Raw genomic sequence first — 25149 nt, 5'->3', positions numbered from 1 at the left:
GAATATGAAAAAACCAATCAATGCATTTATGAGCTAAGAAAGGCCCATTTAAGGGAAGCCCTTCCGCCTCGGCCAATGCATTCGAGGAATATTTTTTATGCCCTGCGGGCATTCCCGCGCGGAGCCCGAGCGCGTCTGATTTAGGTTTTTCAGTTACTAAAAAATAAGTTTTTATTATTTTATTTGCAGGCCAGGAACTGCCTTTAGTGCCTCCCACGCATTCATTTCATTGCAGGAGGCAGGCGCCATGAAGGCCCTCACCCAACAGTTGCTGTCCCTTTTCACCGCGCCGGTGCTGGCCGGGCTGCTCGGCGCCTATCCGACCTTCACCCAGGCCGCGCCGGTGAAGGAAATCCGCATCGCCGTGCCTGACGTCAGCGCCGGCCCGAAACCGTCCGGTGGCGGCATCGTCGACGTGCTCACCACTCGCCAGCTGCTGGAAAAGGAATTCGCCGCCGACGGCATCGCCATCAAGTGGACCTTCTTCAAGGGCGCCGGCCCGGTGATCAACGAAGCCCTGGCCAACGACCAGGTGGACTTCGCCTACCTGGGCGACCTCGCGGCGATCATCGGCAAGTCCAGCGGGCTGGACACCCGCCTGCTGGCCGCCACCGCACGCGACGTCAACCACTACCTCGGCGTGCAGCCGGGCTCGGGCATCAAGACCCTGGCCGACCTCAAGGGCAAGCGCGTGGGGATATTCCGCGGTACCGCGAGCCAGCTGTCGTTCGACAACGCCCTGGCCAGCGCCGGGCTTTCCGAGAAGGACCTGAAGGTGATCAACCTCGACTTCAGCGCCGCGCTGGCGGCCCTGGCGGCGAAGCAGATCGACGCCACCTGGGGCCTGGCCGGCCTGTTCGCCCTGCGCGAGAAGGGCCTGGCGGACATCGTCCTGAGCACCCACGACCTCGGCGGCGCCGGCACCCTGCAGGCGGGGCTGGTGGGCAACGGCGCGTTCGTCGACGCCCATCCCGACCTCACCCAGCGGCTGCTGAAGGTGCAGTTGCAGGCGGTGGAATGGGCCAGCGCCGAGGCCAACCGCGATGCGTACATCGAGCTGGTGTCGAACCAGGCCAGCTACCCGGCGGTGATCTTCAAGAGCGAGTACCAGGACCGCGGTCTGGCGGAGGTGTTGTCGCCGAAGCTGGATGCGGGCTTCCTGGCGAAGCTGGATGCGTCGATCCAGGCGGCGAAGACCTACGGGTTGATCCGGCGGGAGTTCAAGGCGGCGGATTGGGCCAAGCCGGAGTTGCAGGAGGCGGCGGGCAAGCAGATCGCTGGGCAGCCGGTGGCGGTGGTTCAGTAATGGCATAGGCCCCGGTGGCGCCCTTGCAGCGAAGCTCAAGGGCATCCCCTCACCCCAACCCTCTCCCGGAGGGAGAGGGGGCAGTCCGTGCCGGCTGATGCCGTGGTTGCCTCCTGCGCCGAACGGTCCCCTCTCCCTTTGGGAGAGGGCTAGGGTGAGGGCGCTCTCCCGCGAACATCCCAAGTCCTCGTTACCTGTAGAACCGAGGGGGACGCCCAGTCCACGCGAACAGCCCCGCAGCGGGGTTGGTTCGCGAGCAAGCTCGCTCCTACAGGTCTCCCGGAATCGGCCGGCTTTTCCCAGTTCGCCAGCGTTCCTATCCTGCCGCGACCACGGTAACCCCGTGGCCGGGTTTGACAGCCCGTCGAATAGGCGCGATGGCGCCCAGAGGTGCATGTGAAAACGGCGCACGTTTTTCGCAGGCCCCCGCACGCTTACAGATTTATCTGTAATCCTCTATGGCGGATCGTGCGGGGAGATCTTCGGGTCTGCCGGTTCCTATTCCCGGTCTGTCAACCTCGCACGATCCGCCTCCATTCGAATGACAGCGGGTGGTGGCTCTTCAATGGAATAGGAGCCTGAAGTCATGAACGACGTTTACATCCCGATATTCTTCGCCCGCCGCAACCGCCCGCTACGCGGCGTCATGATCGACAACCAACCCTGGTTCGCCGCCCGCGACATCGCGCGGCTGCTGGCGTACCGCTTCCCCCATGCCATCCAGCACCGCTTCTACCCCCACGAAGTCCGGACCGTCCGCCTTACCTACGACACCGGCAGTGAAGAAGACGTCGTGATGCTCAGCGAAGCCGCCGTCTACAAGGCGCTGCTCCGCTTCGGCCATCCGGAGCTGGAAGCGCTGGACCGCTGGCTGGCGCAGGAGGTCATCCCCACCCTGCGCGACGGCCATGCGCCGGAATCCCACGACCCGCGCCGGGTGATGCTCAGTTGGCAGGCACGGCGGCTGATGCTGCTGCAGTGGCAGGGTGACCTCTGGCTGCGCTGGGACGACATGCCCCGGCTGGTCACCGACGGCCTCTAGCGTCGTCGCTCAAGCGGCCTCGCCATCCAGCTCTACCAGCAGCTCGATCATCGCCCGCGCGGCCGCCGAGAGGCGGTCGCCGGTGCGGGTGACGATGCCGCAGCGGGCCTGGAGGATGTCGACGTTGGCCGGCAGGTTGCGGAAGTACAGGCGCACCAGTTCGCCACGGGCCATGGGCTCGCTCACCGCTTCCTCGACGGCGATGCCGATGGCCTCGGTCTGGCTGACGATGCGCACCAGCGAGGCCATGTCCTCGCACTGGATGTTGGCGGTGACGTCGATCTTGCCGCTGAGATTCGCCAGCATCTTGCGTGCGCTGGGGGGGATCAGGGTGGCGGCCAGCGGGTAGGTGAACATGTCGTTGGTGGAGAGGCTGTCCTTGGCCAGCAGCGGGTGCCCCTGGCGGCAGAAGAACAGGCCGTTGCGCGGCTTGAGCGGGCGGGTCTGGAAGTTCGGGTCGGCTTCGAAGTGGCGGATGTCGGCGACGAAGAATTCGATCTCCTCGCGGCTCAGGTTGCGCGCCAGGCGCTCCCAGTTGTCGACCCCGAACTGGATGTGCAGGCGCGGGTAGCGCCGGACGAACTGCGCCACCGCGTCGGACACCAGCTTCTGCGCCGGCGCCGGGCCGCAGCCGAAGCGCAGCTCGCCCGAGTCCAGCTTGTTCAACTGGGCGATGGCGTGGCTCAGGTTGTTCGCGCCCTGTACCAGGCTCAGGGCGTGCTGCAGCACCACCTGGCCCTCGGGGGTGGGGCGCAGGTCCTTGCTGGCGCGGTCCACCAGGCGGCAGCCCAGTTCCTGTTCCAGGCCCTGGATGCTGCGGCTGAAGGCCGGCTGGGTGATGCCCATGGCGTCGGCGGCCCGGACGAAACTTCGGTGTTCGTTGAGGGCGATGAAGTACCGCAGTTGGCGCAGATCCATGATGCATTTCCGGCATTGAAAATAGTGGGCAAAGGCATTTGCCGCAGGGGATGCGCTGGTTTTAAATGCAAGCTCTTATTCCGTCAATGAAGAATAAAACTTAAATCTATTCTTTTAAGAAATAAGAATATGCACGAGACCAGGAGCCGCCCGATGCATGCCTTGAGCCGCCCACCTTGCCGAATGTGCCGTTGCTGCGGCCGTCCGCGCTGCTGCTGACCGCCCCGCCGCCCTGACGCGGCGTCATCCCGAATCACTGAGCTGCCGTTCGCCGCCTTGAGCGGTGCGGCCCCCTTTTGCCCGCGCATTTCGCGGTCGCCCAAGGAATCACCCATGAGTTCGAGACAGCATTTCCCCTCCATCGCCCCGCGCCGACTGCGTGCGCCGGACTACGCCGTCATCCTGCTGCTGGCCCTCGGTGGCGCGCTGCCGGTCCTCGCCGACGAGCAGGACGAGGACACGACCACCGCGACCACCGCCGTGGCGCCCGCCACCAAGTCCACCAAGGCCGAGCCCTCCAAGGCCGATGCCACCCTGGGCAAGGTCACCGTCACCGCCCGCCGCCGCGAGGAGGACTCGCAGAAGGTGCCGACGCCGATCACCGTGCTCGGCGGCGAGACCCTGGAAAGCCAGCGCATCTACAAGGTGCAGGACCTGCAGCAGGTGCTGCCGAGCGTCAACGTCGCCTTCATCCATGCGCGCCAGTCGAGCATCGCGGTGCGCGGCATCGGCAACAACCCGGCCAGCGACGGCCTGGAAGGCAGCGCCGGGGTCTACCTGGACAACGTCTACCTGGGCCGCCCGGGCATGGCGGTGTTCGACCTGCTGGACATCGAGCAGCTGGAGCTGCTGCGCGGTCCGCAGGGCACGCTGTTCGGCAAGAACACCACCGCCGGCGTGCTGAACATCAGCACCCGCGCGCCGACCTTCAGCCCCGAGCGCAACGTCGAGGTCTCTGGCGGACAGGACGGCTACTTCCAAGGCAAGGGCACGGTCTCCGGCGCGCTGACCGAGACCCTGGCCGGGCGCGTGTCGGCCTACCGCACCCGCGACGACGGCTACATCAAGAACATCCACGACGATAACTATCTCAACGGCGGCGCGCGCCAGGGCATCCGTGGCCAGCTGCTGTTCAAGCCCAACGACGATTTCGACCTGCGCTGGATCAACGACTACAACGAGGAGGACTCCAGCAACGGCAGCATGGTGGTGTACGGCGCCGCCGACCGCTTCTGGCAGCGCGCCGCCGCGGTGGGCGCCTCGCCGATCCGCGACCCGGACCGGCACAAGGTCAACATCAACAGCCGGCAGAATGTCAGCGTGCACCAGGGTGGCAGCTCGGTGGAGGCCAACTGGAACCTCAATGGCGGCTTCAAGCTGACCTCCATCAGCGCCTACCGCTACTGGCACTTCACCCCGGCCAACGACGAGCAGCTCAACGTCTCGGCGATCAACAACACCGGCGTGGAAGTGCATGACCGCCAGTTCTCCCAGGAGATCCGCCTGGCTTCGCCCACCGGCGGTGCCTTCGACTACGTGCTGGGCGCCTACGCGTTCAACCAGAACCTGGGCAACAAGACCTTCACCGACTACGGTCCGCTGGCCGACCGCTACCTGCTGGGCACCAACCTCAATGCGCTGAACAACACCTACACCAAGGCCAACGGCAAGATCGAGACCGACAGCTTCGCGCTGTTCTCCCAGGGCACCTGGCACCTCACCGACAAGCTGGATTTCACCGCCGGCCTGCGCGGCACCTATGAGGAAAAGGCCGCCAAGGTCGAGCGCTTCGCCCCGGTGGGCGGCGCGCCGGTGACGGGCGCTGGCGCCGTGGTGCGGCGCAACCAGTTGGGCGCCTACGACTCGGGCGACCTCGGCCTGTACAGCTTCGCGCCCTCGGCGCTACTGAGCCTGAGCTACCAGTTCAGCGATGACCTGCTGGGCTACGCCTCGCTGTCCCATGGCGAGAAGTCCGGCGGGGTGAACCTGGCCGTGGCCAGTGCGCCGACCGCCGGAGCGGACTCCCTGCTGGTCGGCCCGGAGCGCGCCAACGATGCCGAGCTGGGGATCAAGTCGACCCTGTTCGACAACCGCCTGCAGCTCAACACCAACATCTTCTGGACTGGCATCCACGGCTACCAGGCGACCACCCTGTACCAGCCGCCGGGCTCGACCCAGCTGGTCTCGGTGCTCTCCAACGCCGGCAGCGTGCGCTCGCGCGGCCTGGAGTTCGAAGCCACGGCGCTGCCCGTGCGCGGCCTGACGCTGAACTTCAACGGCTCCTACAACGACGTCACCTACCTGTCGTTCAAGGACGCCCCGTGCCCGGCAGAGGTCTCCACCAAACCCGGCGCGCCGGCCACCTGCGACCTCACCGGCGAGGACGTGGTTGGCGCCTCGAAGTGGATTGCCAACTTGAACGGCGAATACGCCTGGAACCTCGACGACGGCATCCGCCCCTACGTGACCGGCAGCTACGCCTACCGCTCCGAGGCCGAGGGCACGCTGGACAACTCCGACCTCTCGAAGATCGACGGCTACGGCCTTGCGAACTTCTCCGTCGGCCTGCGCAAGGACGTCGGCGACGGCCAGCTGGACGCCTCCGTGTGGCTGAAGAACGCCTTCGACAAGGACTACTACCTGGCCGCTTTCGCCAGCATCAACGGCTCCTACACCGCTTCGGTGGGGCAGCCGCGCACCCTCGGCGCCTCGGTCCGTTACGACTTCTGATCCCACTCCCGCGCCGCCTGCGGCGCGGTTCATTGCCACAGTAAGAGGACTTCGACATGAGCAACGCAGCACAAGTCATTCCGCAACAGGGCATCGAACTCGACATCCATCCGGTGGCCGGCCGCATCGGCGCCGAAATCCGTGGCGTGACCCTCTCCGGCAATCTCGACGCCGCCACCGTCGAGGCGATCCAGGCCGCCCTGGTGAAGCACAAGGTGATTTTCTTCCGTGGCCAGACCCAGCTCGACGACGCCGGCCACGAAGCCTTCGCCCAACTGCTCGGCGAGCCGGTGGCGCACCCCACGGTGCCGGTGCAGGAGGGCACCCATTACCTGCTGGAGCTGGACGGCGCCCAGGGCCGCCGGGCCAACTCCTGGCACACCGACGTGACCTTCGTCGAGGCCTATCCCAAGGCTTCGATCCTGCGCAACGTGGAGGCGCCCGAGGCCGGCGGCGACACCGTGTGGGCCAATACGGCCACCGCCTACGGCGACCTGACGCCGGAGCTCAAGGCCCTGGCCGATTCGCTCTGGGCGGTGCACAGCAACGAGTACGACTACGCCGGCATCCGCCCGAATGCCGACCCGGCACGCCTGGAGGAGTACCGCAAGGTATTCACCTCGACCCTCTACGAGACCGAGCACCCGGTGGTTCGCGTGCACCCGGTCAGCGGCGAGAAAACCCTGTTGCTGGGGCACTTCGTCAAGCGCCTGAAGGGGCTGTCGCAGCACGACTCGGCGCATCTCTTCGCGGTGCTGCAGGGCCACGTCACCCGCCTGGAGAACACCGTGCGCTGGCGCTGGCAGCCGGGCGACGTGGCGATCTGGGACAACCGCGCGACCCAGCACTATGCCGTGGACGACTACGGCACCCAGCCGCGCATCGTGCGCCGCGTGACCCTGGCCGGCGAAGTCCCGGTGGGTGTCGACGGGCAGCATAGCCGGACGATCAGGAAGGTTTGACCAAGAGCCCCTCACCCCCCGCCCTCTCCCAAAGGGAGAGGGAGCTGTCCGTGCCGGCTGACACTGAGGTTTCAGCCGGTACCCAACGGCCCCCTCTCCCTCCGGGAGAGGGTTGGGGTGAGGGAAGCCGCCAACTCAGGAGTCTCGTCATGACCCAATCCAATGCCCTCAAACAATCCACCCCCGAACCCTTCGCCATCGTCCCCCTCGACGCCCCGCTGGGCGCCGAGGTGCGGGGCCTGGACGCCCGCGAGCCACTGACCCCGGAGCAGATCCTGGCGATCAAGCAGGCCCACCGCGAGCACCACATCCTGATCTTCAAGAACCAGCAGCTCGACGACGAGCAGTACCTGCGCTTCGCCACCCTGTTCGGCGCGGTGTTCCAGCCGCCGGCGGACGTGCCGGTGCTGTCCTCCGGCACCGACGGCAAGGCGCCGGACATCGTCAAGGTGGCCAACACAGGCGACGGCGAGCTGGGCAACTTCGCCCTGCCGGCCCACGTCGATCACCAGTGGACGCCGGTGCCGTCGTCCGGCTCCTTCCTCTACGCGCTGGAGGTGCCGAAGACCGGTGGCGAAACCCATTTCACCAACCTGGCCCGCGCCTACCAGACGCTGGACGAGGCGACCCGCGCTGAGATCGATGGCCTGCGGCTGATCAACTACAACCCGTTCATTCGCCTGAAGAGTGGCGGCTACAACGGCGGCTTCGTGCGCTACCGCACCCCGGACATCGAGCCGATCCAGGGCACCGAGCACCCGCTGGTGCGCGCCCATCCGGAAAGCGGCAAGCGCGTGCTGTTCCTCTCCGTGCACACCGAGGTGGAAATCCCCGGTTTCGATCCGCAGCAGGGCGCAGCACTGATCGAGCGACTGCGCGAGCACCTGCAGCGGCCGGAGCTGAGCTACACGCACAAGTGGGAGGTGGGCGATATCGTCTGGTGGGACAACCAGGCCACGCTGCACGCGCGCAACGCGTTCCCGGCCAGCGAGCGGCGGCGCCTCAAGCGCATCAGCCTGAGTGGCAGCCGTCCGTTCTAAGAGCCTGTTTACGATCTGCTGCGCGTCGGCATAACTGCGTTAAAAACAGGCGAGGACTGCTCATTTACAGCTCGTAAACTCCGCGTCCTCGACTGTTTGATTCGCTGGCGCTCACCCTTCGGCTGTTACTCCCGTTGGTCGTTGCGCCTTGTTCTGCTCTGGCTCGCGAGATCGTAAACAGACTCTAAGAGGGCAATGAGGCGCGGGGGAACGGCCGGCGCCCCATCCGCCAGCCGTTCCGCCGCGCCTCACCAGTTGCGTTTTACAGAGTGCCGAGCAGCTTGCGCGCGGCCTGGGTGTGGTCGGCGATCAGGCGCTTGAGGTCGAGGCCTTCGACTTCGCCGTCGATGACCCGCCAGGTGCCGCCGATCATGATCCGGTCGGCCTTGTCGGCGCCGCACAGCAGCAGGGCCGAAAGCGGGTCGTGGCTGCCGGAGAAGCGCAGCTCGTCGAGTTTGAACAGCGCGAGGTCCGCTTGTTTGCCTACGGCCAACTCGCCGATGTCGCTGCGGCCGATGAGCTTGGCCGAGCCCTTGGTGGCCCAGCCCAGCGCGCGTTCCGGGGTGATCAGCTCGGCGCCGTAGCGCAGGCGCTGGATGTACAGGGCCTGGCGGGCTTCGAGGATCATGTTGGAGGCGTCGTTGGAGGCCGAGCCGTCCACGCCGATGCCCACCGGCGCGCCGGCTTCTTCCAGGGCCACGGTCGGGCAGATGCCCGAGGCCAGGCGCATGTTTGAGCTGGGGCAATGGCAGACGCCGGTGCCGGCGGCGCCCAGGCGCTGGATTTCCTCGTCGTTGAAGTGGATGCCGTGGGCCAGCCAGGTGCGCGGGCCGAGCCAGCCGACGCTGTCCAGGTAGTCCACGGTGCGCTGGCCGAAGCGCTGCAGGCAGAAGTCTTCCTCGTCCAGGGTTTCGGCGAGGTGGGTGTGCAGGCGTACGTCTTCGCGTTCGGCCAGTTCGGCGCTGGCGCGCATGATTTCCGGGGTCACCGAGAAGGGCGAGCAGGGTGCCAGGGCGATCTGCACCTGGGCGCCTTCGCCGCGCTGGTGGTAGTTGCGGATCAGGCGCTGGCTGTCGTCGAGGATGGCCTCGGCGCTCTGCACGGTCTGCTGCGGCGGCAGCCCGCCGTCGGCTTCGCCCAGGCTCATGGAGCCACGGGTGAGCATGGCGCGCATGCCCAGTTCCTGGACCACGCCGGCCTGTACGTCGATGGCCTGCTCCAGGCCGTCGGGGAACAGGTAGTGGTGGTCGGCGGCGGTGGTGCAGCCCGACAGCAGCAGCTCGGCCAGGGCGACCTTGGTGGCGACCGCCAACTGGTCGGGGGTCAGACGCGCCCACACCGGGTAGAGGGTCTTCAGCCAGGGGAACAGCGGCTGGTTCACCACCGGCGCCCAGGCGCGGGTGAGGGTCTGGTAGAAGTGGTGGTGGGTGTTGATCAGACCGGGCGTCAGCACGTGCTGGCTGGCGTCGAAGGTCTGTTCGCAGGGAACGGAGGGTTGCTGGCCGGCGGCGACCAGTTCGACGATGCGGCCGTCCTGCACGACGATGCCGCCACGGGCATCCTGATCGTTGGCAGTGAAGACGGCGAGCGGGTTGCGCAGCCAGAGACGGGTGGAAGGCATGAGTGATTCCTCGTTGGGCGGAGCCGCCGCGTGAGGCGAGCCGGCTCCTGTGGTTAGGAAGCCAGCTCAGTGTTCACCCTGTCTGCTGATCCAGGTGCGTTGACCCGGAGGTCAGACGTGGGCGCATGGTAACGCTGCCGGTGCGGTTCGTCACCAGTCGATCGTCGTCCCCTGGTAGTCGAGGTAGAACTGGCCGCCGCGGCCGGCGTGGGTTTCGACCTGGTCGGCGAGGCCCTTCACGCTGGTCGGAACATCCAGCGGCGCGGCTTCGCCGCCCATGTCGGTGCGTACCCAGCCGGGGTGCAGGTTGAGCACGGTGATGCCGGTTTCGCCCAGCTCGGCGACGAAGCTGCGGGTCAGCGAGTTGAGCGCCGCCTTGCTCGCCCGGTAGAGCGCCATGCCGCCGGATTCGTTGCCGGCGACGCTGCCCAGCTCGGAGGTCATGAAGGCCAGCACGCCGCGCTCGCCATCCAGGCGCGGCAGCAGGCGCTCGGCCAGGCGCAGCGGCGCCACGGCGTTGACCATGAACAGCTGGCCGACGTCGGCGAGGCTGGCGTCGATGGCGGACTGGTGGGCCGGGCCGTAGATGCCGGCGTTGATGAAGACGAGGCTGAAGTGCGAGCCGGCCAGGGCCTCGGCGAGCCGGTCCTGGGAGTGCACGTCGTCCAGCAGCAGCGGTTCGACGCGTACTGGCAGATTCGCCAGTTCACCGGGGTGGACGACGTCGCGCACGGTGGCGGTGACGTCCCAGCCGCGGTCGAGCAGTTCGCGCACCAGGCCCAGGCCGAGGCCACGCGAGGCGCCGATGATCAGGGCGGATTTCGGGGTGGTCATGGCGGGGCTCCGGCAAAGGAAGGATGGGAAAAGGATAACCCACCCGGATGAGGGCACTGTTCGTGTAGGAGCGAGCTTGCTCGCGAACCGAGTCCGCAGCGGGGTTTGTTCGCGAGCAAGCTCGCTCCTACAGACGGCGAAGAGCTCAAACGACAAGGCCCGGCATGAAGCCGGGCCCTGTGGATAAAAAGCCCCGGAGAGTGTGCGCCGGGGCCAGGGCAAGCTGCCCAATCAGTCGGTGGTGATCTTCGAGTGCTTCTGGGTGTCCTTCATGGTCACGTAGACCAGCAGCGAGCAGGCGATGCACGCGGTGACGTACCAGTAGAAGCCGCTCTCCATGCCGATGCTCTTGAACCACAGCGCCACGTACTCGGCGGTGCCGCCGAAGATCGATACGGTCAGTGCGTACGGCAGGCCCACGCCCAGGGCGCGGATCTCGGTGGGGAACAGCTCGGCCTTCACTACGGCGTTGATCGAGGTGTAGCCGCTGACGATGACCAGCGCGGCCATGATCAGGAAGAACGCGCCCCACCAGGTGTCGATGCTGTGCAGGGTGCTGAGGATCGGGTAGGTGAAGACGGTGCCCAGCACGCCGAAGGCGATCAGGATCGGGCGGCGGCCGATCTTGTCCGACAGCGCGCCGACGATGGGCTGCAGCAGCATGAACAGGAACAGGGTGGCCGCCGAGATCATGGTCGAGTCGGTCTTGCTCATGCCCACCGTGTTCACCAGGTACTTCTGCATGTAGGTGGTGTAGGTGTAGAAGGCCAGGGTGCCGCCCATGGTCAGGCCGACCACGGTGAGCACTTCCTTGGGATGGCGCATCAGCGAGCGCATCAGGCTTTCCTTGGGCTCCTCCTTCCTGGTGGTGAAGGACTCGGTCTCTTCCATGCCGCGACGCAGGAACATGGCCACCACCGCGCACAGCGCGCCGATGAAGAACGGCACACGCCAGCCCCAGCTTTCCAGCTGCTCGGTGGTCAGGGTCTGCTGCAGGACGATCAGCACCGCCAGGGCGATGAGCTGGCCGGAGATCAGGGTCACGTACTGGAAGCTGGAGAAGAAGCCGCGCTGCTCCTTGTTGGCCATCTCGCTCAGGTAGGTCGCGGAGGTGCCGTATTCGCCGCCGACCGACAGGCCCTGCAGCAGGCGCGCGAGCACCAGCAGGATGGGCGCGCCGACGCCGATGGTTTCATAGCTGGGGGTGAGGGCGATGATCAGCGAGCCGAAGCACATCAGCAGCACCGAGGCCAGCAGCGCCGCCTTGCGGCCCTTGCGGTCGGCGTAGATGCCCATCAGCCAGCCGCCGATCGGGCGCATCAGGAAGCCCACGGCGAAGATCGCGGCGGTGTTCAGCAGTTGGGCGGTCATGTCGCCCTGGGGGAAGAAGGCCTTGGCGAAGTACAGCGAGAAGGCGGCGTAGACATACCAGTCGTACCACTCGACCAGGTTGCCCACCGAGCCACTGAAGATCGACTTGATGCGCTGGGAAGTCGTACGGGGTGCGGCAGAAGCGGAGACGGCGCTTGCGCTATCCATGGGTATTCCTCTTTGTCGTTGTTGTCGTCAGGCGTGCGGACTGCGGAACGGCACGCCGGCGCGCCGCGAGGGCGGCGCAGTGTGCAGGGCGATAGCAGGCAGCGTGCCAAGGCGTGAAAGCCGCGTGGCAGAGGGGTTTCAGCGATCAGCTGGGGTGTTTGAACAGGCGAATGCCTGCCGATGGGCGAGGGTGCTGAGCGGAAATCCGCCGATCATGCGACCCGCGGCGTATGCCTGGATGTAGGGCGTATAACGCTCCGCGTTATACGCCGATTAGCCTGAGTTTCAGGGCGCTCCGGACATGGCATCGGCATCGGCGGGGCATGATGGTGTATCGGCGTACAACCGCGAACGGTTGTACGCCCTACGCCGCGGCCTCACGCCACCGTAGGAGCAACTGTCTTGTCCCGGCTGAATCTGTGCCAGGGCTGGGGTGAGGGCCAACCCGAGCGCAGATGCATCTCGTAGTAGCGGACTCCGTCCGCGATCAGCGCCGACAGGCGCCGTCACCGCTGCCGGAACAAGTCTCCGGGCGTAAACCCGAACAAACCCTTGAACGACGCGATATACGCCGAGGTCGAGTCATACCCGCAATCCAGCGCCGCCGCCGTCACGCTGTCGCCGGCCTCCAGCGAGCCCAGGGAGGCGAGTAGCCGCTGGCGCTGGCGCCAGAGGCGGAAGGTCATCCCGGTCTCGCGCTGGAACATCCGTGACAGGGTCTTTTCCGAGGTGCCGATGCGCTGCGCCCAGTCGCCCAGGGTCTGGTTGTCGGTGGGCTGGTCGATCAGCGCCTGGCACAGCTGCAGCAGCCGGGCTTCCTGCGGCATCGGCAGGGAGAAGGCGACTTCCGGCAGGGTGCGCAGCTGGTCCAGCAGGACCTCCACCAGCCGCGACTCGGGACTGTCGCCCTGGGGATAATCCACCGGCAGCTCGCAGAAGCTCTTGATCAGCTCGCGGGCCAGCGGCGTCACCTCCAGCACCCGGCAGCGGTCCGGCGCCCAGGCGCAGGCGTCGTCGCGGATGTACAGGCTGCGCATCTCGGCCTGGGTCGAGGTCACCACCTCGTGGTCGAGATAGGCCGGAATCCAGATCGCCCGCTGCGGCGGCGCGAAGAAGCTGCCCTCGGCGGTATGCACTCCCAGCACGCCGCTGATGGCGTAGGACAGTTGCACCCAGGCGTGATGGTGGCGGCTGGTCCAGGAGCCGGCACGCAGGCGCTCGGCGCGGGCATAGACCGGCCGGGGCAGGCGTTCGAGCACCGGGATCAGGCGCTGGAGTTCGGGAGCTTGTCCTTTCATCGGTATATCTTGAGGGTATGTCGCTAGCTGACGAAGTCTGGCAGGGCTACCCTGCCGTCTCAAGCCGTTTCCGGAGGACGTCGATGCTCAGCTTTTCCGCCCAGGAGTACCCCTATCCCTCGCAGCGCTCGCTGGTCTTCGGCCGCCGCGGGATGGTTGCCACCTCGCAGCCGCTGGCGGCGCAGGTCGGGCTGGACATGCTCAAGCGCGGCGGCAACGCCATCGACGCGGCCATCGCCACGGCGGCGGCGCTGACGGTGGTCGAGCCCACCGGCTGCGGCATCGGTGGCGACGCCTTTGCCCTGGTCTGGGTCAAGGACCGGCTCTACGGCCTGGACGCGAGCGGTCACGCGCCGCAGGCGCTGAGCATCGAGGCGGTGCGGGGTGCCGGCCATTCGAAGATGCCGCTGTACGGTTGGACCCCGGTGACCGTGCCGGGCTGCCCGGCGGCCTGGGCCGAGCTGTCGCGGCGCTTCGGCCGCCTGCCGTTCGCCGAGCTGCTGGCGCCGGCCATCGAACTGGCGCGCGACGGTTTCCCGGTCTCGCCGGTGATCGCCGGGCTCTGGCAAAGCGGCCTGGACAAGTTCCGCGCGGCGTTGCCGCAGCACCCCGAGCTGCAGCCCTGGTTCGACGAATTCCTCCTCGACGGCCGCGCGCCCTTCGCCGGCGAACTCTTCGCCAACCCGGCCCAGGCCGATACCCTGCAAGCCCTTGCCGAAAGCCAGTGCGAGAGCTTCTACCGGGGCGAACTGGCGCGCACCATCGCCGCCCACGCCGAGCGCAGCGGCGGCTACCTGCGCGCCGATGACCTGGCCGGCTACCGGCCGCAGTGGGTCGAACCGATTTCGCTGAACTACCGTGGCTACGACGTCTGGGAAATCCCGCCCGCCGGCCAGGGCCTGGTGGCGCTGATGGCGCTGAACATCCTCAAGGGCTTCGACTTCGGCGACCGCGACAGCCCGGAAACCTGGCACCGCCAGCTGGAGGCGATGAAGCTCGCCTACGCCGATGGCCGCGCCTACATCCGCCAGCCGGACTGCATGCGCGTCAGCGTGGCTGACCTGCTCAGCGACAACTACGCTGCCAGACGTCGCGCGCTGATCGGCGCGCGGGCGCTGGAGCCGCATCCGGGCAAGCCGAAATCCGGCGGCACCGTGTACCTGGCCTGCGCCGACGGCGAGGGCAACATGGTGTCCTTCATCCAGAGCAACTACCACGGCTTCGGCTCCGGCGTGGTGGTGCCCGGCACCGGCATCGCGTTGCAGAACCGTGGCGCCGAGTTCAGCCTCGATGCGCAGCACGTCAACAGCCTGCGCCCCGGGAAGAAGACCTTCCACACCATCATTCCCGGCTTCCTCAGCAAGGGCGGCGTGGCGCTCGGCCCGTTCGGCGTGATGGGCGCCTACATGCAGCCCCAGGGGCACGTGCAGGTGGTGATGAACCTGGTGGACTTCGGCCTCAACCCCCAGGCCGCGCTCGACGCGCCGCGCTGGCAGTGGCTGGGGGACAAGCGCGTGGGCATCGAATACCACGCGCCGCGCAGCCTGGCGGCGGTGCTGACGCGGCGTGGCCACCATGTCGAAGTGGCCCATGACCTGACCACCTACGGGCGTGGCCAGATCGTCCTGCGCGACCCGGTGAGCGGCGTGCTCTGCGGCGGCACCGAGCCGCGCACCGACGCGCACATCGCGGTCTGGTAACACAACCGCCCGGCAGTCCGGCGCAATCTTCAGGTGTGGCGTGTGGCCGCGTCTGGCATTATTCGCGCCCGAAAAAACGCGTGACGCTTCCCTCAGGGGACTGTGTAGATTTCCCACAGAAAATTTGTATACACAATTAGAGTTGATTCGATTCAACACAGAATTGTCATGTATCCAATTTTCTTTCCGGCGATCGCCAAAGACTGCGCTGAATGACGAGATGCTGCCCCAAAATCAGGCAAAGTTGTCTTTCGGGTCAGAAAATCGCCGATCCAGAGCTGGTCGGTGAGTGCCAGCCGTCGACGCACAGGCCACGCAAAAGTACGGATCGGTCATTGATCCGGCGTAAAAATGGAACGACCGGTCAGGTTTGGCGCCAATCTTGCTTTCCCAGGCCAAGCCTGACCAACGGGACAGGTTCCGCTGACAACTAAAAACGAAATTTCGACTGCACTGATTTAGGAGCAACGCATGACTCGCACTCTCGCATCCCTGCTGCTCGCCAGCGGGCTGCTGGCGGCCGGCCAGGCCATGGCTGGTGGTGAAGACCTGACTCCGGCTCCGGCCTCCAACGACGGCCCGCTGATCTGGCACAACGAAAGCCTGAGCTACCTGTGGGGCAAGAACTACAAGGTCGACCCGCCGATCCAGCAGACCTTCACCCTCGAGAGCGCGAGCGCCTGGACCTGGGGCGACATCTGGTTCTTCGTCGACCAGATCAACTACAACGGCAAGGAAAGCCCGGTAAACGGCAAGAACAGCTACTACGGCGAGTTCAGCCCGCGTCTGTCCTTCGGCAAGATCACCGGCACCGACCTGTCCTTCGGTCCGGTCAAGGACGTGCTGCTGGCCAGCACCTACGAGTTCGGCGAAGGCGACGTCGAGTCCTACCTGCTCGGCCCGGGCTTCGACCTGGCCCTGCCCGGCTTCGACTACTTCCAGCTGAACTTCTACTACCGCAAGCCCGATGGCAACCGCGTGCCGTCCGGCGCCTGGCAGATCACCCCGGCCTGGGCCATCACCTTCCCGGTGGGCAACTCCGACATCCTGTTCGACGGCTTCATGGACTGGGTCGTCAACAACAAGGACGCCAGCTCCAGCGAGCGTGGCCAGAGCGACTACCACGCCAACCTGCACTTCAACCCGCAGATCAAGTACGACCTGGGCAAGGCCATGGGCTACGAGGCCAAGCACCTGTACGTGGGTATCGAGTACGACTACTGGTCCGACAAGTACGGCATCAAGGATTCCCAGTACTTCACCACCGACCAGAACACCATGAGCGCGCTGGTCAAGTACCACTTCTGACGGCTCGCCGGGCCCCGCCATGCGGCGGGGCCTGCGTTCTGGCGTGGCGCATCGCCATATTTTTCCCGCGAGCGCTTGAATCGCCCGCCCCGCCTGGGTTATCCATGCTGCGCCCCCCGTAGACGTGGATCCGCCCCCATGACCCTGCAAGTGCCCGCCCATACCGCGCAGAGCGGCGACAAGCCCGCCGGCCGCATTCGCCAGAAGAACGAAGAAGCCATCCTCACGGCCGCCGAGGAGGAGTTCGCCCGGCACGGCTTCAAGGGCACCAGCATGAACACCATCGCCCAGCGCGTCGGCCTGCCCAAGGCCAACCTGCACTACTACTTCAGCAACAAGCTGGGGCTGTACGTGGCGGTGTTGAGCAACATCCTCGAGTTGTGGGACAGCACCTTCAATCACCTTACCGTGGACGACGACCCGGCCACCGCGCTGGCCGCCTACATCCGCGCCAAGATGGAGTTCTCCCGCCGCTACCCGCAGGCCTCGCGGGTGTTCGCCATGGAAATCATCAGCGGCGGCGAGTGCCTGACCGAGCATTTCAGCCAGGACTACCGCACCTGGTTTGCCGGCCGCGCCGCGGTGTTCCAGGCCTGGATCGACGCCGGCAAGATGGACCCGGTCGACCCGGTGAACCTGATCTTCCTGATCTGGAGCAGCACCCAGCACTACGCCGACTTCGCCACCCAGATCGCCTTCGTCACTGGCCGCAAGCGCATGTCCAAACAGGACTTCGGCGAGGCCAGCGACAACCTCATCCGCATCGTCCTCAAGGGCTGCGGGCTGACGCCGCCGGCGACGGCATGAGCTTCACCCTCGCCGTACCCGCCGTTTACCAGGAAGAGATCCGCAAGAGCCGCTTCCACTGCGTCGCCGCGCCGATTGCCAGCGAGGCCGAGGCGCAGGCCTTCCTCGCCGCGCACCGCGACGCCAGCGCCGGGCACAACTGCTGGGCCTGGAAGCTGGGCAACCAGTACCGCTTCAGCGACGACGGCGAGCCCGGCGGCACCGCCGGCCGGCCGATGCTGGTGGCCATCGAGGGGCAGGACATGGACCGCGTGGTGGTCATGGTCAGCCGCTGGTTCGGCGGCATCAAGCTCGGTACCGGCGGCCTGGCCCGCGCCTACGGCGGCTGCGCGGCGAAATGCCTGCAGGACGCGCCGCGCGTGGAACTGGTGCCCAGCAGCCGGCTGGCCTTCGAATGCAGTTTCGCCGAGCACGCGCTGTTCAAGGCGCGGCTGCTGGCCCTGGGCGCCGCCATCGAGGACGAGGCCTATGGCGCCAGCGGCGTGCACCTGACGCTGAACCTGCCCACCGCCCAGGTGGATGCCCTGCAGCGGCTGCTCAGCGACCTAAGCCGGGGCCGTATCCAGGCCCAATCGCTAGACGCCTGAGGCTTCTCCCCAATTGCCGTGGAACCGCCTGTGGATAACCTGTGGTCCGACTCCGCTCGCGCCGATGAATCGTGGCCTGGAACGGCCTGCTCAAATTCTGAGCAAAAGCGCCGCTGACTGCTGGATATTATTTGAACAAGCTGTGGATAAGCTGTTGGCAAATTTACCCGTATTTTCCTGATTCGATAGCCGCCCGATTATTCAGTGAACTTATGCAGCCCCCGCAATGCCTGGGGTGGGGGCTTTCGAGCGAATGTTCAATGGCGGTGGAGAAGACGGTGTAAAAGCTCTGGACAATCTGTGGGTAGTCTGTGAACGATTCGGGCCCGATCGTTGCTGATCCGGGGCGATGATCGATTACCAGGGCGCACCAGCAAGCGGGTTGCGCGGAACCGGAAGCCTCGCCAGCCTGTGGGTAACTTTGGGGAAAAAGGCGCCGGCGCGAAGGCCGGCGCCGGGGCTCACAAGCGGAATTGCGCCATCTGCCGCGCCAGGTCGTCTGCCAGCGCGCGCAGCTCGCGGCACTGCTCGCTGCCGTGCTGCACTTCGCGGGTGGTGGCGTGGGCGAGGTCGGCGATGCCCTGCACGTTGCGGTTGATTTCCTCAGTCACCGCCGATTGCTCCTCGGTGGCGGTGGCGACCTGGTGGTTGATGTCGCTGATGCGCTCCACCTGATCGGCGATGGCGCCCAGCGAGGCGCCGGCCTGCTCGCTGGCGGCCAGGCTCTGGCCGGTGGCCTGCTGGCCGGAGTGCATCGAGCGCACGGCGGTGTCGGCGCCGGTCTTCAGGCGCTGGATGATGGCGAGGATCTCGTCGGTGGAGCCCTGGGTGCGGCTGGCCAGGGTACGGACTTCATCCGCCACCACGGCGAAACCACGGCCCAGCTCCCCCGCCCGCGCCGCCTCGATGGCGGCGTTGAGGGCGAGCAGGTTGGTTTGCTCGGAGACACCACGGATCACCGCCAGCACCTGGTCGATGCTCGCCACCTGATCGGCCAACTGGCCCAGCGCACTGGCGGCCTCGCCGATCTCCCCGGACATGCGCTGGCCGAGCTGCAGCGAGCCGTCGACCACCCGGCGCGCCTCGCCGGCCTCGTCTCGCGCCTGCTGCGAGGTGCTGGCCGCCTGCTCGGCGTTGCGCGCGATCTCCTGCACGGTGCTGCCCATCTCGTTCACCGCCGTGGCGACCATGTCGGTCATTTCCTGCTGGCGGCCGGCGTGCTCGGCGGTGTTCTCCACCACACGCGCCACTTCGCCGACCGTCTGCAGCAGGCGCTGGCTGGTGGCGAGCACGGCGCCGATGAGTGCGCGCTGGCCTTCGAGGAAGCGGTTGAAGCCCCGTGCCAGGTCGCCCAGTTCGTCGGCGCGGCTGTCGTCCAGGCGACGGGTCAGGTCGCCGCCGCCACCGCCGATTTCCAGCAGGGCGCCGGTGACCTGGCGGATCGGTTTCACCAGGCTGCGCGCCATCAGCACCACCAGCGCCAGGCAGACCAGCGCCACCAGCGCGCCGGCGAGGCCGGAGAGCGCCAGGGCATCGCGGGCGTCGGCGTAGATTTCCGCCTCCGGCACCTCGCTCACCAGGGTCCAGCCGAGGTCATGCAAGGGCAGGCTGGCGGCGAGGAAGTCCTCGCCGTCGCGTTCGAAACGGGCGCTCTGGAAGCCCTGCTTGCCCAGCAGCGTGCCCGCCGCCTGCGGGCCGACCAGATCGCCCAGGGAGCGGCCCTTGGGCAGAGACGGGTCGGGATGGATCTGCACCTGCCCGTCGTTCTTCACCAGGTACACGCGCCCGGACGCTCCGAAGCGGAAGTCGCGGATCAGCGCCGACAATTCGCGCATGTTCAGGCCCAGCCCGGCGATGCCCAGCAGCTTGCCGTCGCGCTCCACGCGCTGGTCGATGAACAGCGCCAGCTCACCGGTGCCGCCATCGACGTCGATGTTCCACATGCGCGGCTTGCCGCTATCGATGAACTGGAAGTACCAGCCATCCTTCGGCTCGCCGCGGCTCAAGGTGCGTTCCTTGCCCTTGTCGCTGTAGTAGGCGCCGCTGGCGTTGGACGCGATCAAAGCGGCGAAGGCCTTCTGCGAGGTGCGGATGCCGGCGAGGTAACGGGTGAAGTCGTCGAGCCGCGCGGGGTCTTCGCCGGCGGCCAGCCAGTCCTGCACCAGGCTGTTCTCGGCGATGCCGGAGGCGGCGGTGATCGGTCCGGTGAGGCGTCGCTCGAAGTCATTGGCGATCGCCTGGATGCTTGCGGGCAAGGCCTGTTCGAGCAGGTAGCGCTCGCTCAGGCGATTGACCAGCACGGCATACAGGCCGAGGACGATGAGCAGGCTGATCAGCAGGGCAGCGCCCATGCTGAGGATGAGTTGGGTCTGGATACTTCGCAGGCGCATTTTCTTGTTTTCCTCCGAACGCACGACGAATTGCACGGGGCTGAGCACGGGCAAAGAGACGGGGTTGAGAGGTTATCGGCCGGGATGTGAAAAACTGTTGTCCAGTTGGTCAGCTTTTCGTCGGCTCGCTGCACAGCGTGGCCCAGGCCACTCCTTCGCGGGTCTGGCGCGGCGGTGCGTCCTGGTGATAGCGGGCGATGACCTGGGCGGCGATGGAGATGGCGACTTCCAGCGGCCGCTTGCCGGGCACCTCGGCCAGCCCGATGGGGCAGTGCAGCTGGGCGATCGCCTCCGGCGCATAACCGCGCTGCTCGAGCCGCATCTGGAAGCGCTGGGCCTTGGTGCGCGAGCCGATCATGCCGAGGAAGCCGGCGTCGCCGCGCTTGAGCACGGCTTCGGCGAGGGCGTAGTCCAGCGGATGGTTGTGGGTCATCACCAGGAAGTAGCTGCCCGGCGGTGCTTCATGCACCGCGTCTTCCGGCTCGTCGAGCAAGCGGACCTGCACGCCTTCGGGGACTTGGGCAGGAAACTCCGCCGCACGGCTGTCGATCCAGTGCAGGCGCAACGGCAATCCCGCCAGCAGCGGCGCCAGCGCGCGGCCCACGTGGCCGGCGCCGAACAGCAGCACCTGCGGCCCACGGGCGGCGAAGCACTCGAACAGCAGGCTGGCACGCCCGCCGCAGCACTGGCCCAGGCGCGGGCCGAGGGGGAAGTGTTCCAGTGCCTGGGCATCGCGGCCGCCCAGCAGCAGCTTGCGCGCGTGCTCGATGGCGGCGAACTCCAGGTGGCCGCCGCCGATGGTGTCCACCGTGGTCTCGGCGGTCACCAGCATCTTGCTGCCGGACTCGCGCGGGGTGGAGCCCTGCACGCCAATCACGGTGACCAGCACGTAGGGTTCGGCGCTGTCGCGCAGGCGGGCGATGGCGTCCATCCAGGTGGTTGTCATTGCATGGGGCCTTCTTTCGAGTTCGGTGCGGGTTGTTCTCCCCTCACCCCAACCCTCTCCCGGAGGGAGAGGGGGCTGTCCGCAGCAGCGGTCGAGGAAGTCGTGTCGCCGGACGCTGTGGTCGCCGGCTGATTCCGTGGATTCGCCTCACGCCGATCAGTCCCCTCTCCCTTTGGGAGAGGGCTAGGGTGAGGGTGCCCTTGCTCCGAACGCCGCACCGCCTCGCACGCCCACAACACCCGCTCAGGCGTCGCCGGCGTATCCAGCTCAGGGCTCACCCGGTAATCCGCCAGGCTGGCGACGGCATCGCGCAGCGCCGACCACACCGAGATCGCCAGCATGAGCGGCGGCTCGCCCACGGCCTTGGACAGGTACACGCTGTCCTCCTCGTTGGGACGGTCGAACAGCGCCACGCGGAAGTCCTCGGGCATGTCGCTCACCGCCGGAATCTTGTAGGTGGCGGGGCCGACCGTGAGCAGCCGTCCCGCGTCGTCCCAGCGCAGGTCCTCGGTGGTCAGCCAGCCCATGCCCTGGACGAAGCCGCCCTCGATCTGGCCGATGTCGATGGCCGGGTTCACGCTGCGGCCGACGTCGTGGAGGATGTCCACCCGCCGCACGCGGTATTCGCCGGTCAGGGTATCCACCTCCACCTCGGACACCGCCGCGCCGTAGGCGAAGTAGAAGAACGGGTGGCCCTGGCCCTTTTCGCGGTCGTAGAAGATCTTCGGCGTGCGGTAGAAGCCGGTGGCGGACAGCTGGATGCGGGCGAAATAGGCGGCCTGGATGGCTTCGGCGAAGCTCAGGCGCTGCGCGCCGACCGTCACGCCGCCGTGCTCGAATCGCACCTCCTGCGGCTTCACCCCGTCGCGCTCGGCGAGGAACTCCGCCAGGCGCTTCTTCAGCGTGCGCGCCGCATCGCGGGCGGCCATGCCGTTCAGGTCGGTGCCGCTGGAAGCGGCGGTGGGCGAGGTGTTTGGCACCTTGTCGGTGCGGGTGGCGGTGATCACCACGTGCTCCAGCGGCACCTGGAATTCCTCGGCGACTATCTGCGCGATCTTGGTGTTGAGCCCCTGGCCCATCTCGGTGCCGCCATGGTTCAGCTGGATGCTGCCGTCGGTGTAGAGGTGGATCAGCGCGCCGGCCTGGTTGAGGTGCTGGGCGGTGAAGGAGATGCCGAACTTCACCGGGGTCAGCGCCAGGCCCTTCTTCAGCACCGGGCTCGCGGCGTTGAAGGCGCGGATCGCCGAGCGCCGGGTGTGGTAATCGCTGCTCTGCTCCAGGCGGGCGATCAGTTCGCCCAGCAGGTTGTGCTCGACCTTCTGGTGGTAGGGCGTCAACTCGCGCCCCATGCCGCCATAGAGGTTCAGCTTGCGCACTGCGAGCGGGTCCTTGCCCACCGCGCGGGCGATGTCGTCCATGGCGCGCTCGATGATCATCATCCCCTGCGGTCCGCCGAAGCCGCGGAAGGCAGTGTGGGAGACGATGTTGGTGAAGCTGCGGTAGCCGGAAATGGCCACGTCCGGGATGAAGTAGGCGTTGTCGGCGTGGAACATCGCACGGTCGACGATGGCGTCGGAGAGGTCCGGCGAGTGGCCGCAGTCGCCCACCACTTCCAGCCGCGCGGCGAGCAACCGGCCGTCGTCGTCGAAGCCGATGCGGTAGCGGTTGTGGAAGGGGTGGCGCTTGCCGGTCAGGCGCATGTCGTCGGCGCGCGGCAGGCGCAGCTTCACCGCGCGGCCGGTCTTGCGCGCGAGCAGCGCGGCGAGGCAGGCGAACGGTGCGGCCTGGGTCTCCTTGCCGCCGAAGCCGCCGCCCATGCGCCGCACTTCCACCGTGACCCTGGCCAGCGGAATCGCCAGCACCTCGGCCACCAGTTTCTGTACTTCGCTGGGGTGCTGGCTGGAAGTGTGCACGAGCATGCCGCCGTCGTCGGTCGGCAGGGCCATCGAGGCCTGGCCTTCGAGGTAGAAATGCTCCTGCCCGCCGACGAACTGGCGGGCTTCCAGCACGTGCGGCGCACCGGCCAGCGCGGCCTCGGCGTCGCCCCGGCGCATGTGGTGCGGCGGGCGCACGAAGCGTTCCTCGGCCTTGGCCTGGAGCGGATCGAGCAGGGCGCTTTCCTCGGCGTATTCGACCTTCGCCAGGCGCACGGCGCGGCGCGCTTGGATCAGGCTTTCGGCGGCCACGGCGAACAGCGCCTGGCCATGGTGCTTCACGCGGTCCCCGGCCAGCAGCGGGTCGCCGGGGAATACCGGACCGATATCGGTATGGCCGGGCACGTCGTCCAGGGTCAGCACAGCCACGACGCCGGGGGCGGCGCGCACGGCATCGAGATCGAGGGAGCGCACGGCGCCGCAGGCGATGGCGGTCAGGCCGACGGCGGCATGCAGCAGTTCGCGCGGCTCCTTGAGGTCATCCACATAGCGCGCCGCGCCGCTGACGTGCAGCGCCGCGCTGTCGTGTTCGCGGGCCTGTCCCGCACTGTGTACGGCGACCGGTACGCCGTTGCTGGCCAGCGGCGGCAGACTACGCATGGCGCACCTCCGCAGGGCTTTCGGACCACTCCAGTAATGCGCGTTGCAGCAGGTTCTGCGCCACCTTCAGGCGATAGGCGGCGCTGGCTCGCAGGTCGTCGATGGGCTGGAAATCCTGTGGGATCGCGGCCTGTGCAGCGACAACCGCGGCGGCGTCGAAGGGCCTGCCGCGTAGCGCTGCTTCCGTCTGTGCGCCGCGTAACGGCGTGGCTGCCATGCCGCCGCAGGCCAGGCGCGCGTCGGTGACGTTGCCGGCCTCGTCGAGGTCCAGGCGCAACGCCATGCAGACGGCGGAGATGTCGTCGTCGCGGCGCTTGGAAATCTTGTCCACACGGAATCGCTGGTGGGCGCGCAGGCGCGGAATCAGCACCGCCTCGATGTATTCGCCGGGTTGCAGGAGGGTGCTGCGATAGCCGGCGAAGAAGCCGTCGATGGGCACCTCGCGCACGTTGCCGGCACGACGCAGGCGCAGCCGTGCGTCCAGCGCCAGCAGCACCGGCGGCATGTCGCCGATGGGGGACGCATTGGCGATGTTGCCGCCGAGGGTGCCGCGCTGGCGGATCTGCAGGGAGCCCAGGCGTTCCAGCAGGGCGGCGACGCCGGGGAAATCCGCGAGGGCGTCGAGGCAGTCGGTGTAGGGGCGGGCGGCGCCGATCAGCAGGTGGTCGGCGTGGCTTTCCAGGCGCTGGAGTTCGCTCACGCGGTCCAGGTGGATCAGCGCCGGGAAGGCTTTCAGGTTCTGCGTGGCCTCCAGCGCCAGGTCGGTGCCGCCGGCGATTAGCCGTGCCTGCGGATGGCATTGCAGCAGGTCGTCCAGCTCATCCAGCGAGGTGGGTAGCCAGGCCTGCTGTTCGCCTTCGTGCAGCGTGCCCGTAGCGGGTAGTTCGCGCAGCCGGGCAAGGGTGAGTGCGCTGTCCTGGGCGAAGCGATCGGCGCAAGTCTGGCCGGCGATCTGCGTGGCGGCGTCGAGGATCGGCCGGTAGCCGGTGCAGCGGCACAGGTTGCCGGACAGCGCGCTCAGCGCCGTCTCGCGGTCGTGGGGCGGCGGCGAGTGCTGCCAGGCGAACAGCGACATGACGATCCCCGGCGTGCAGAAGCCGCATTGCGAGCCGTGGCAGTCCACCATCGCCTGCTGCACCGGATGCAGCGCGCCGGGTTCGCCGAGGTGCTCGACGGTCAGCACCTGGCGTCCGTGCACCGCGCCGAGCAGGGTGATGCAGGCGTTCACTGCGCGGTAGCGCAGCTCCGCACCTTGCGCCTCGACCAGTACCACCGTGCAGGCGCCGCAGTCGCCGGAGGCGCAGCCCTCCTTGGTGCCGGTGCGGGCCAGGTGGCCCCGCAGGTAGTCGAGCAGGCTGGTTTCCGGTGGCAGGCTGTCGACCCGGATCAGCTCATCGCCCAACAGGAACTGGATCATGGGGATACCTCGTCGTCAGGCGCCGCGCCCTCAAGGCAAGCATAGGCTTGCGGGGCTTTTTGACCAGACAGCCAGGAATGCCGACGGGGTTTGAGGCCGCGTAGGGCGTAGAACCGTTCGCGGTTGTACGCCGATACACCGTGACCCGCTGTCGCTCCGGGTGATGCTCG

The 25149-nt window shown here is 67.2% G+C and carries 18 protein-coding genes and 1 pseudogene; 9 read left to right on the top strand and 10 right to left on the bottom strand.

All coding sequences use genetic code 11. From position 1 onward, the window contains the following. Positions 1-247: 247 nt before the first annotated feature. Positions 248-1306 carry an ABC transporter substrate-binding protein gene (locus ACNFBT_RS07155; RefSeq protein ID WP_416747809.1) on the top strand — a complete coding sequence of 353 codons (1059 nt, stop codon included), beginning with the start codon at positions 248-250 and terminating at the stop codon, positions 1304-1306. A 586-nt stretch (positions 1307-1892) separates the two neighbouring features. Further along, positions 1893-2348, top strand: a complete 456-nt coding sequence (locus ACNFBT_RS07150) for a Bro-N domain-containing protein (RefSeq protein WP_416747808.1) — start codon at positions 1893-1895, stop codon at positions 2346-2348. Between the two features lie 9 nt (positions 2349-2357). Here ACNFBT_RS07150 and ACNFBT_RS07145 read toward each other — a convergent pair whose 3' ends face one another. Then, a complete protein-coding gene (locus tag ACNFBT_RS07145; RefSeq protein ID WP_416747806.1) occupies positions 2358-3266 on the bottom strand; it encodes a LysR family transcriptional regulator in 909 nt (302 codons plus the stop codon). Positions 3267-3599: 333 nt separating this feature from the next. Between ACNFBT_RS07145 and ACNFBT_RS07140 the strand changes: the two genes are divergently transcribed. The 3 genes from ACNFBT_RS07140 to ACNFBT_RS07130 all read left to right on the top strand — a co-directional run bounded on the left by ACNFBT_RS07140 (position 3600) and on the right by ACNFBT_RS07130 (position 7998). Then, complete coding sequence (locus ACNFBT_RS07140) at positions 3600-5996, top strand: TonB-dependent receptor (protein WP_416747804.1); 2397 nt, start codon at positions 3600-3602, stop codon at positions 5994-5996. A 56-nt stretch (positions 5997-6052) separates the two neighbouring features. Next, positions 6053-6958 carry a TauD/TfdA dioxygenase family protein gene (locus tag ACNFBT_RS07135; protein ID WP_416747802.1) on the top strand — a complete coding sequence of 302 codons (906 nt, stop codon included), beginning with the start codon at positions 6053-6055 and terminating at the stop codon, positions 6956-6958. A gap of 149 nt (positions 6959-7107) precedes the next feature. Beyond that, positions 7108-7998, top strand: coding sequence for a TauD/TfdA dioxygenase family protein (locus ACNFBT_RS07130; protein ID WP_416747800.1), 891 nt, complete (start codon positions 7108-7110; stop codon positions 7996-7998). Between the two features lie 262 nt (positions 7999-8260). On the opposite strand, the gene ACNFBT_RS07125 is transcribed toward ACNFBT_RS07130, so the two are convergent. The 4 genes from ACNFBT_RS07125 to ACNFBT_RS07110 form a co-directional block, all read right to left on the bottom strand. After that, positions 8261-9619, bottom strand: coding sequence for an 8-oxoguanine deaminase (locus ACNFBT_RS07125; RefSeq protein ID WP_416747798.1), 1359 nt, complete (start codon positions 9617-9619; stop codon positions 8261-8263). A gap of 150 nt (positions 9620-9769) precedes the next feature. Then, positions 9770-10453 carry an SDR family oxidoreductase gene (locus tag ACNFBT_RS07120; RefSeq protein ID WP_416747796.1) on the bottom strand — a complete coding sequence of 228 codons (684 nt, stop codon included), beginning with the start codon at positions 10451-10453 and terminating at the stop codon, positions 9770-9772. Positions 10454-10684: 231 nt separating this feature from the next. Continuing rightward, positions 10685-11992: an MFS transporter gene (locus ACNFBT_RS07115; protein WP_416747795.1), complete on the bottom strand. Its 1308-nt coding sequence runs from the start codon at positions 11990-11992 to the stop codon at positions 10685-10687. Positions 11993-12498: 506 nt separating this feature from the next. Beyond that, positions 12499-13296, bottom strand: coding sequence for an AraC family transcriptional regulator (locus tag ACNFBT_RS07110; RefSeq protein WP_416748311.1), 798 nt, complete (start codon positions 13294-13296; stop codon positions 12499-12501). Positions 13297-13373: 77 nt separating this feature from the next. On the opposite strand from ACNFBT_RS07110, the gene ACNFBT_RS07105 reads away from it, so the two are divergent. From ACNFBT_RS07105 to ACNFBT_RS07090, 4 genes are all read left to right on the top strand, one after another. Then, positions 13374-14990: a gamma-glutamyltransferase family protein gene (locus ACNFBT_RS07105; protein WP_416747793.1), complete on the top strand. Its 1617-nt coding sequence runs from the start codon at positions 13374-13376 to the stop codon at positions 14988-14990. A 471-nt stretch (positions 14991-15461) separates the two neighbouring features. Next, positions 15462-16298, top strand: a complete 837-nt coding sequence (locus tag ACNFBT_RS07100; RefSeq protein ID WP_416747791.1) for an outer membrane protein OmpK — start codon at positions 15462-15464, stop codon at positions 16296-16298. Between the two features lie 138 nt (positions 16299-16436). Continuing rightward, positions 16437-17105: a TetR/AcrR family transcriptional regulator gene (locus ACNFBT_RS07095; protein WP_416747789.1), complete on the top strand. Its 669-nt coding sequence runs from the start codon at positions 16437-16439 to the stop codon at positions 17103-17105. Next, the gene (locus ACNFBT_RS07090) at positions 17102-17692 is read left to right on the top strand and encodes an IMPACT family protein (RefSeq protein ID WP_416747787.1); all 591 of its coding nucleotides are present in this window, start codon (positions 17102-17104) and stop codon (positions 17690-17692) included. The genes ACNFBT_RS07095 and ACNFBT_RS07090 overlap by 4 nt, the downstream gene beginning before the upstream one ends. A 461-nt stretch (positions 17693-18153) precedes the next feature. On the opposite strand, the gene ACNFBT_RS07085 is transcribed toward ACNFBT_RS07090, so the two are convergent. The 5 genes and pseudogenes from ACNFBT_RS07085 to xdhA all read right to left on the bottom strand — a co-directional run bounded on the left by ACNFBT_RS07085 (position 18154) and on the right by xdhA (position 24979). After that, positions 18154-18882 (bottom strand): methyl-accepting chemotaxis protein, encoded by a 729-nt coding sequence (locus tag ACNFBT_RS07085; protein WP_416748309.1) that lies wholly within the window; start codon positions 18880-18882, stop codon positions 18154-18156. A gap of 138 nt (positions 18883-19020) precedes the next feature. Then, positions 19021-20043, bottom strand: a pseudogene (locus ACNFBT_RS07080) (cache domain-containing protein); the annotation flags it as partial. A 148-nt stretch (positions 20044-20191) separates the two neighbouring features. Next, positions 20192-21028, bottom strand: a complete 837-nt coding sequence (gene xdhC / locus ACNFBT_RS07075; protein WP_416747785.1) for a xanthine dehydrogenase accessory protein XdhC — start codon at positions 21026-21028, stop codon at positions 20192-20194. Then, complete coding sequence (gene xdhB, locus ACNFBT_RS07070) at positions 21025-23562, bottom strand: xanthine dehydrogenase molybdopterin binding subunit (protein WP_416747783.1); 2538 nt, start codon at positions 23560-23562, stop codon at positions 21025-21027. Before xdhB ends, xdhC begins: the two co-directional genes overlap by 4 nt. Beyond that, positions 23555-24979: a xanthine dehydrogenase small subunit gene (gene xdhA / locus ACNFBT_RS07065; protein WP_416747781.1), complete on the bottom strand. Its 1425-nt coding sequence runs from the start codon at positions 24977-24979 to the stop codon at positions 23555-23557. The genes xdhB and xdhA overlap by 8 nt, the downstream gene beginning before the upstream one ends. Positions 24980-25149: the final 170 nt, after the last annotated feature.

This window comes from Pseudomonas sp. NY15181, assembly GCF_048068055.1.
Taxonomy (GTDB): domain Bacteria; phylum Pseudomonadota; class Gammaproteobacteria; order Pseudomonadales; family Pseudomonadaceae; genus Pseudomonas.
This window is presented reverse-complemented; position numbering and strand designations above follow the sequence as displayed.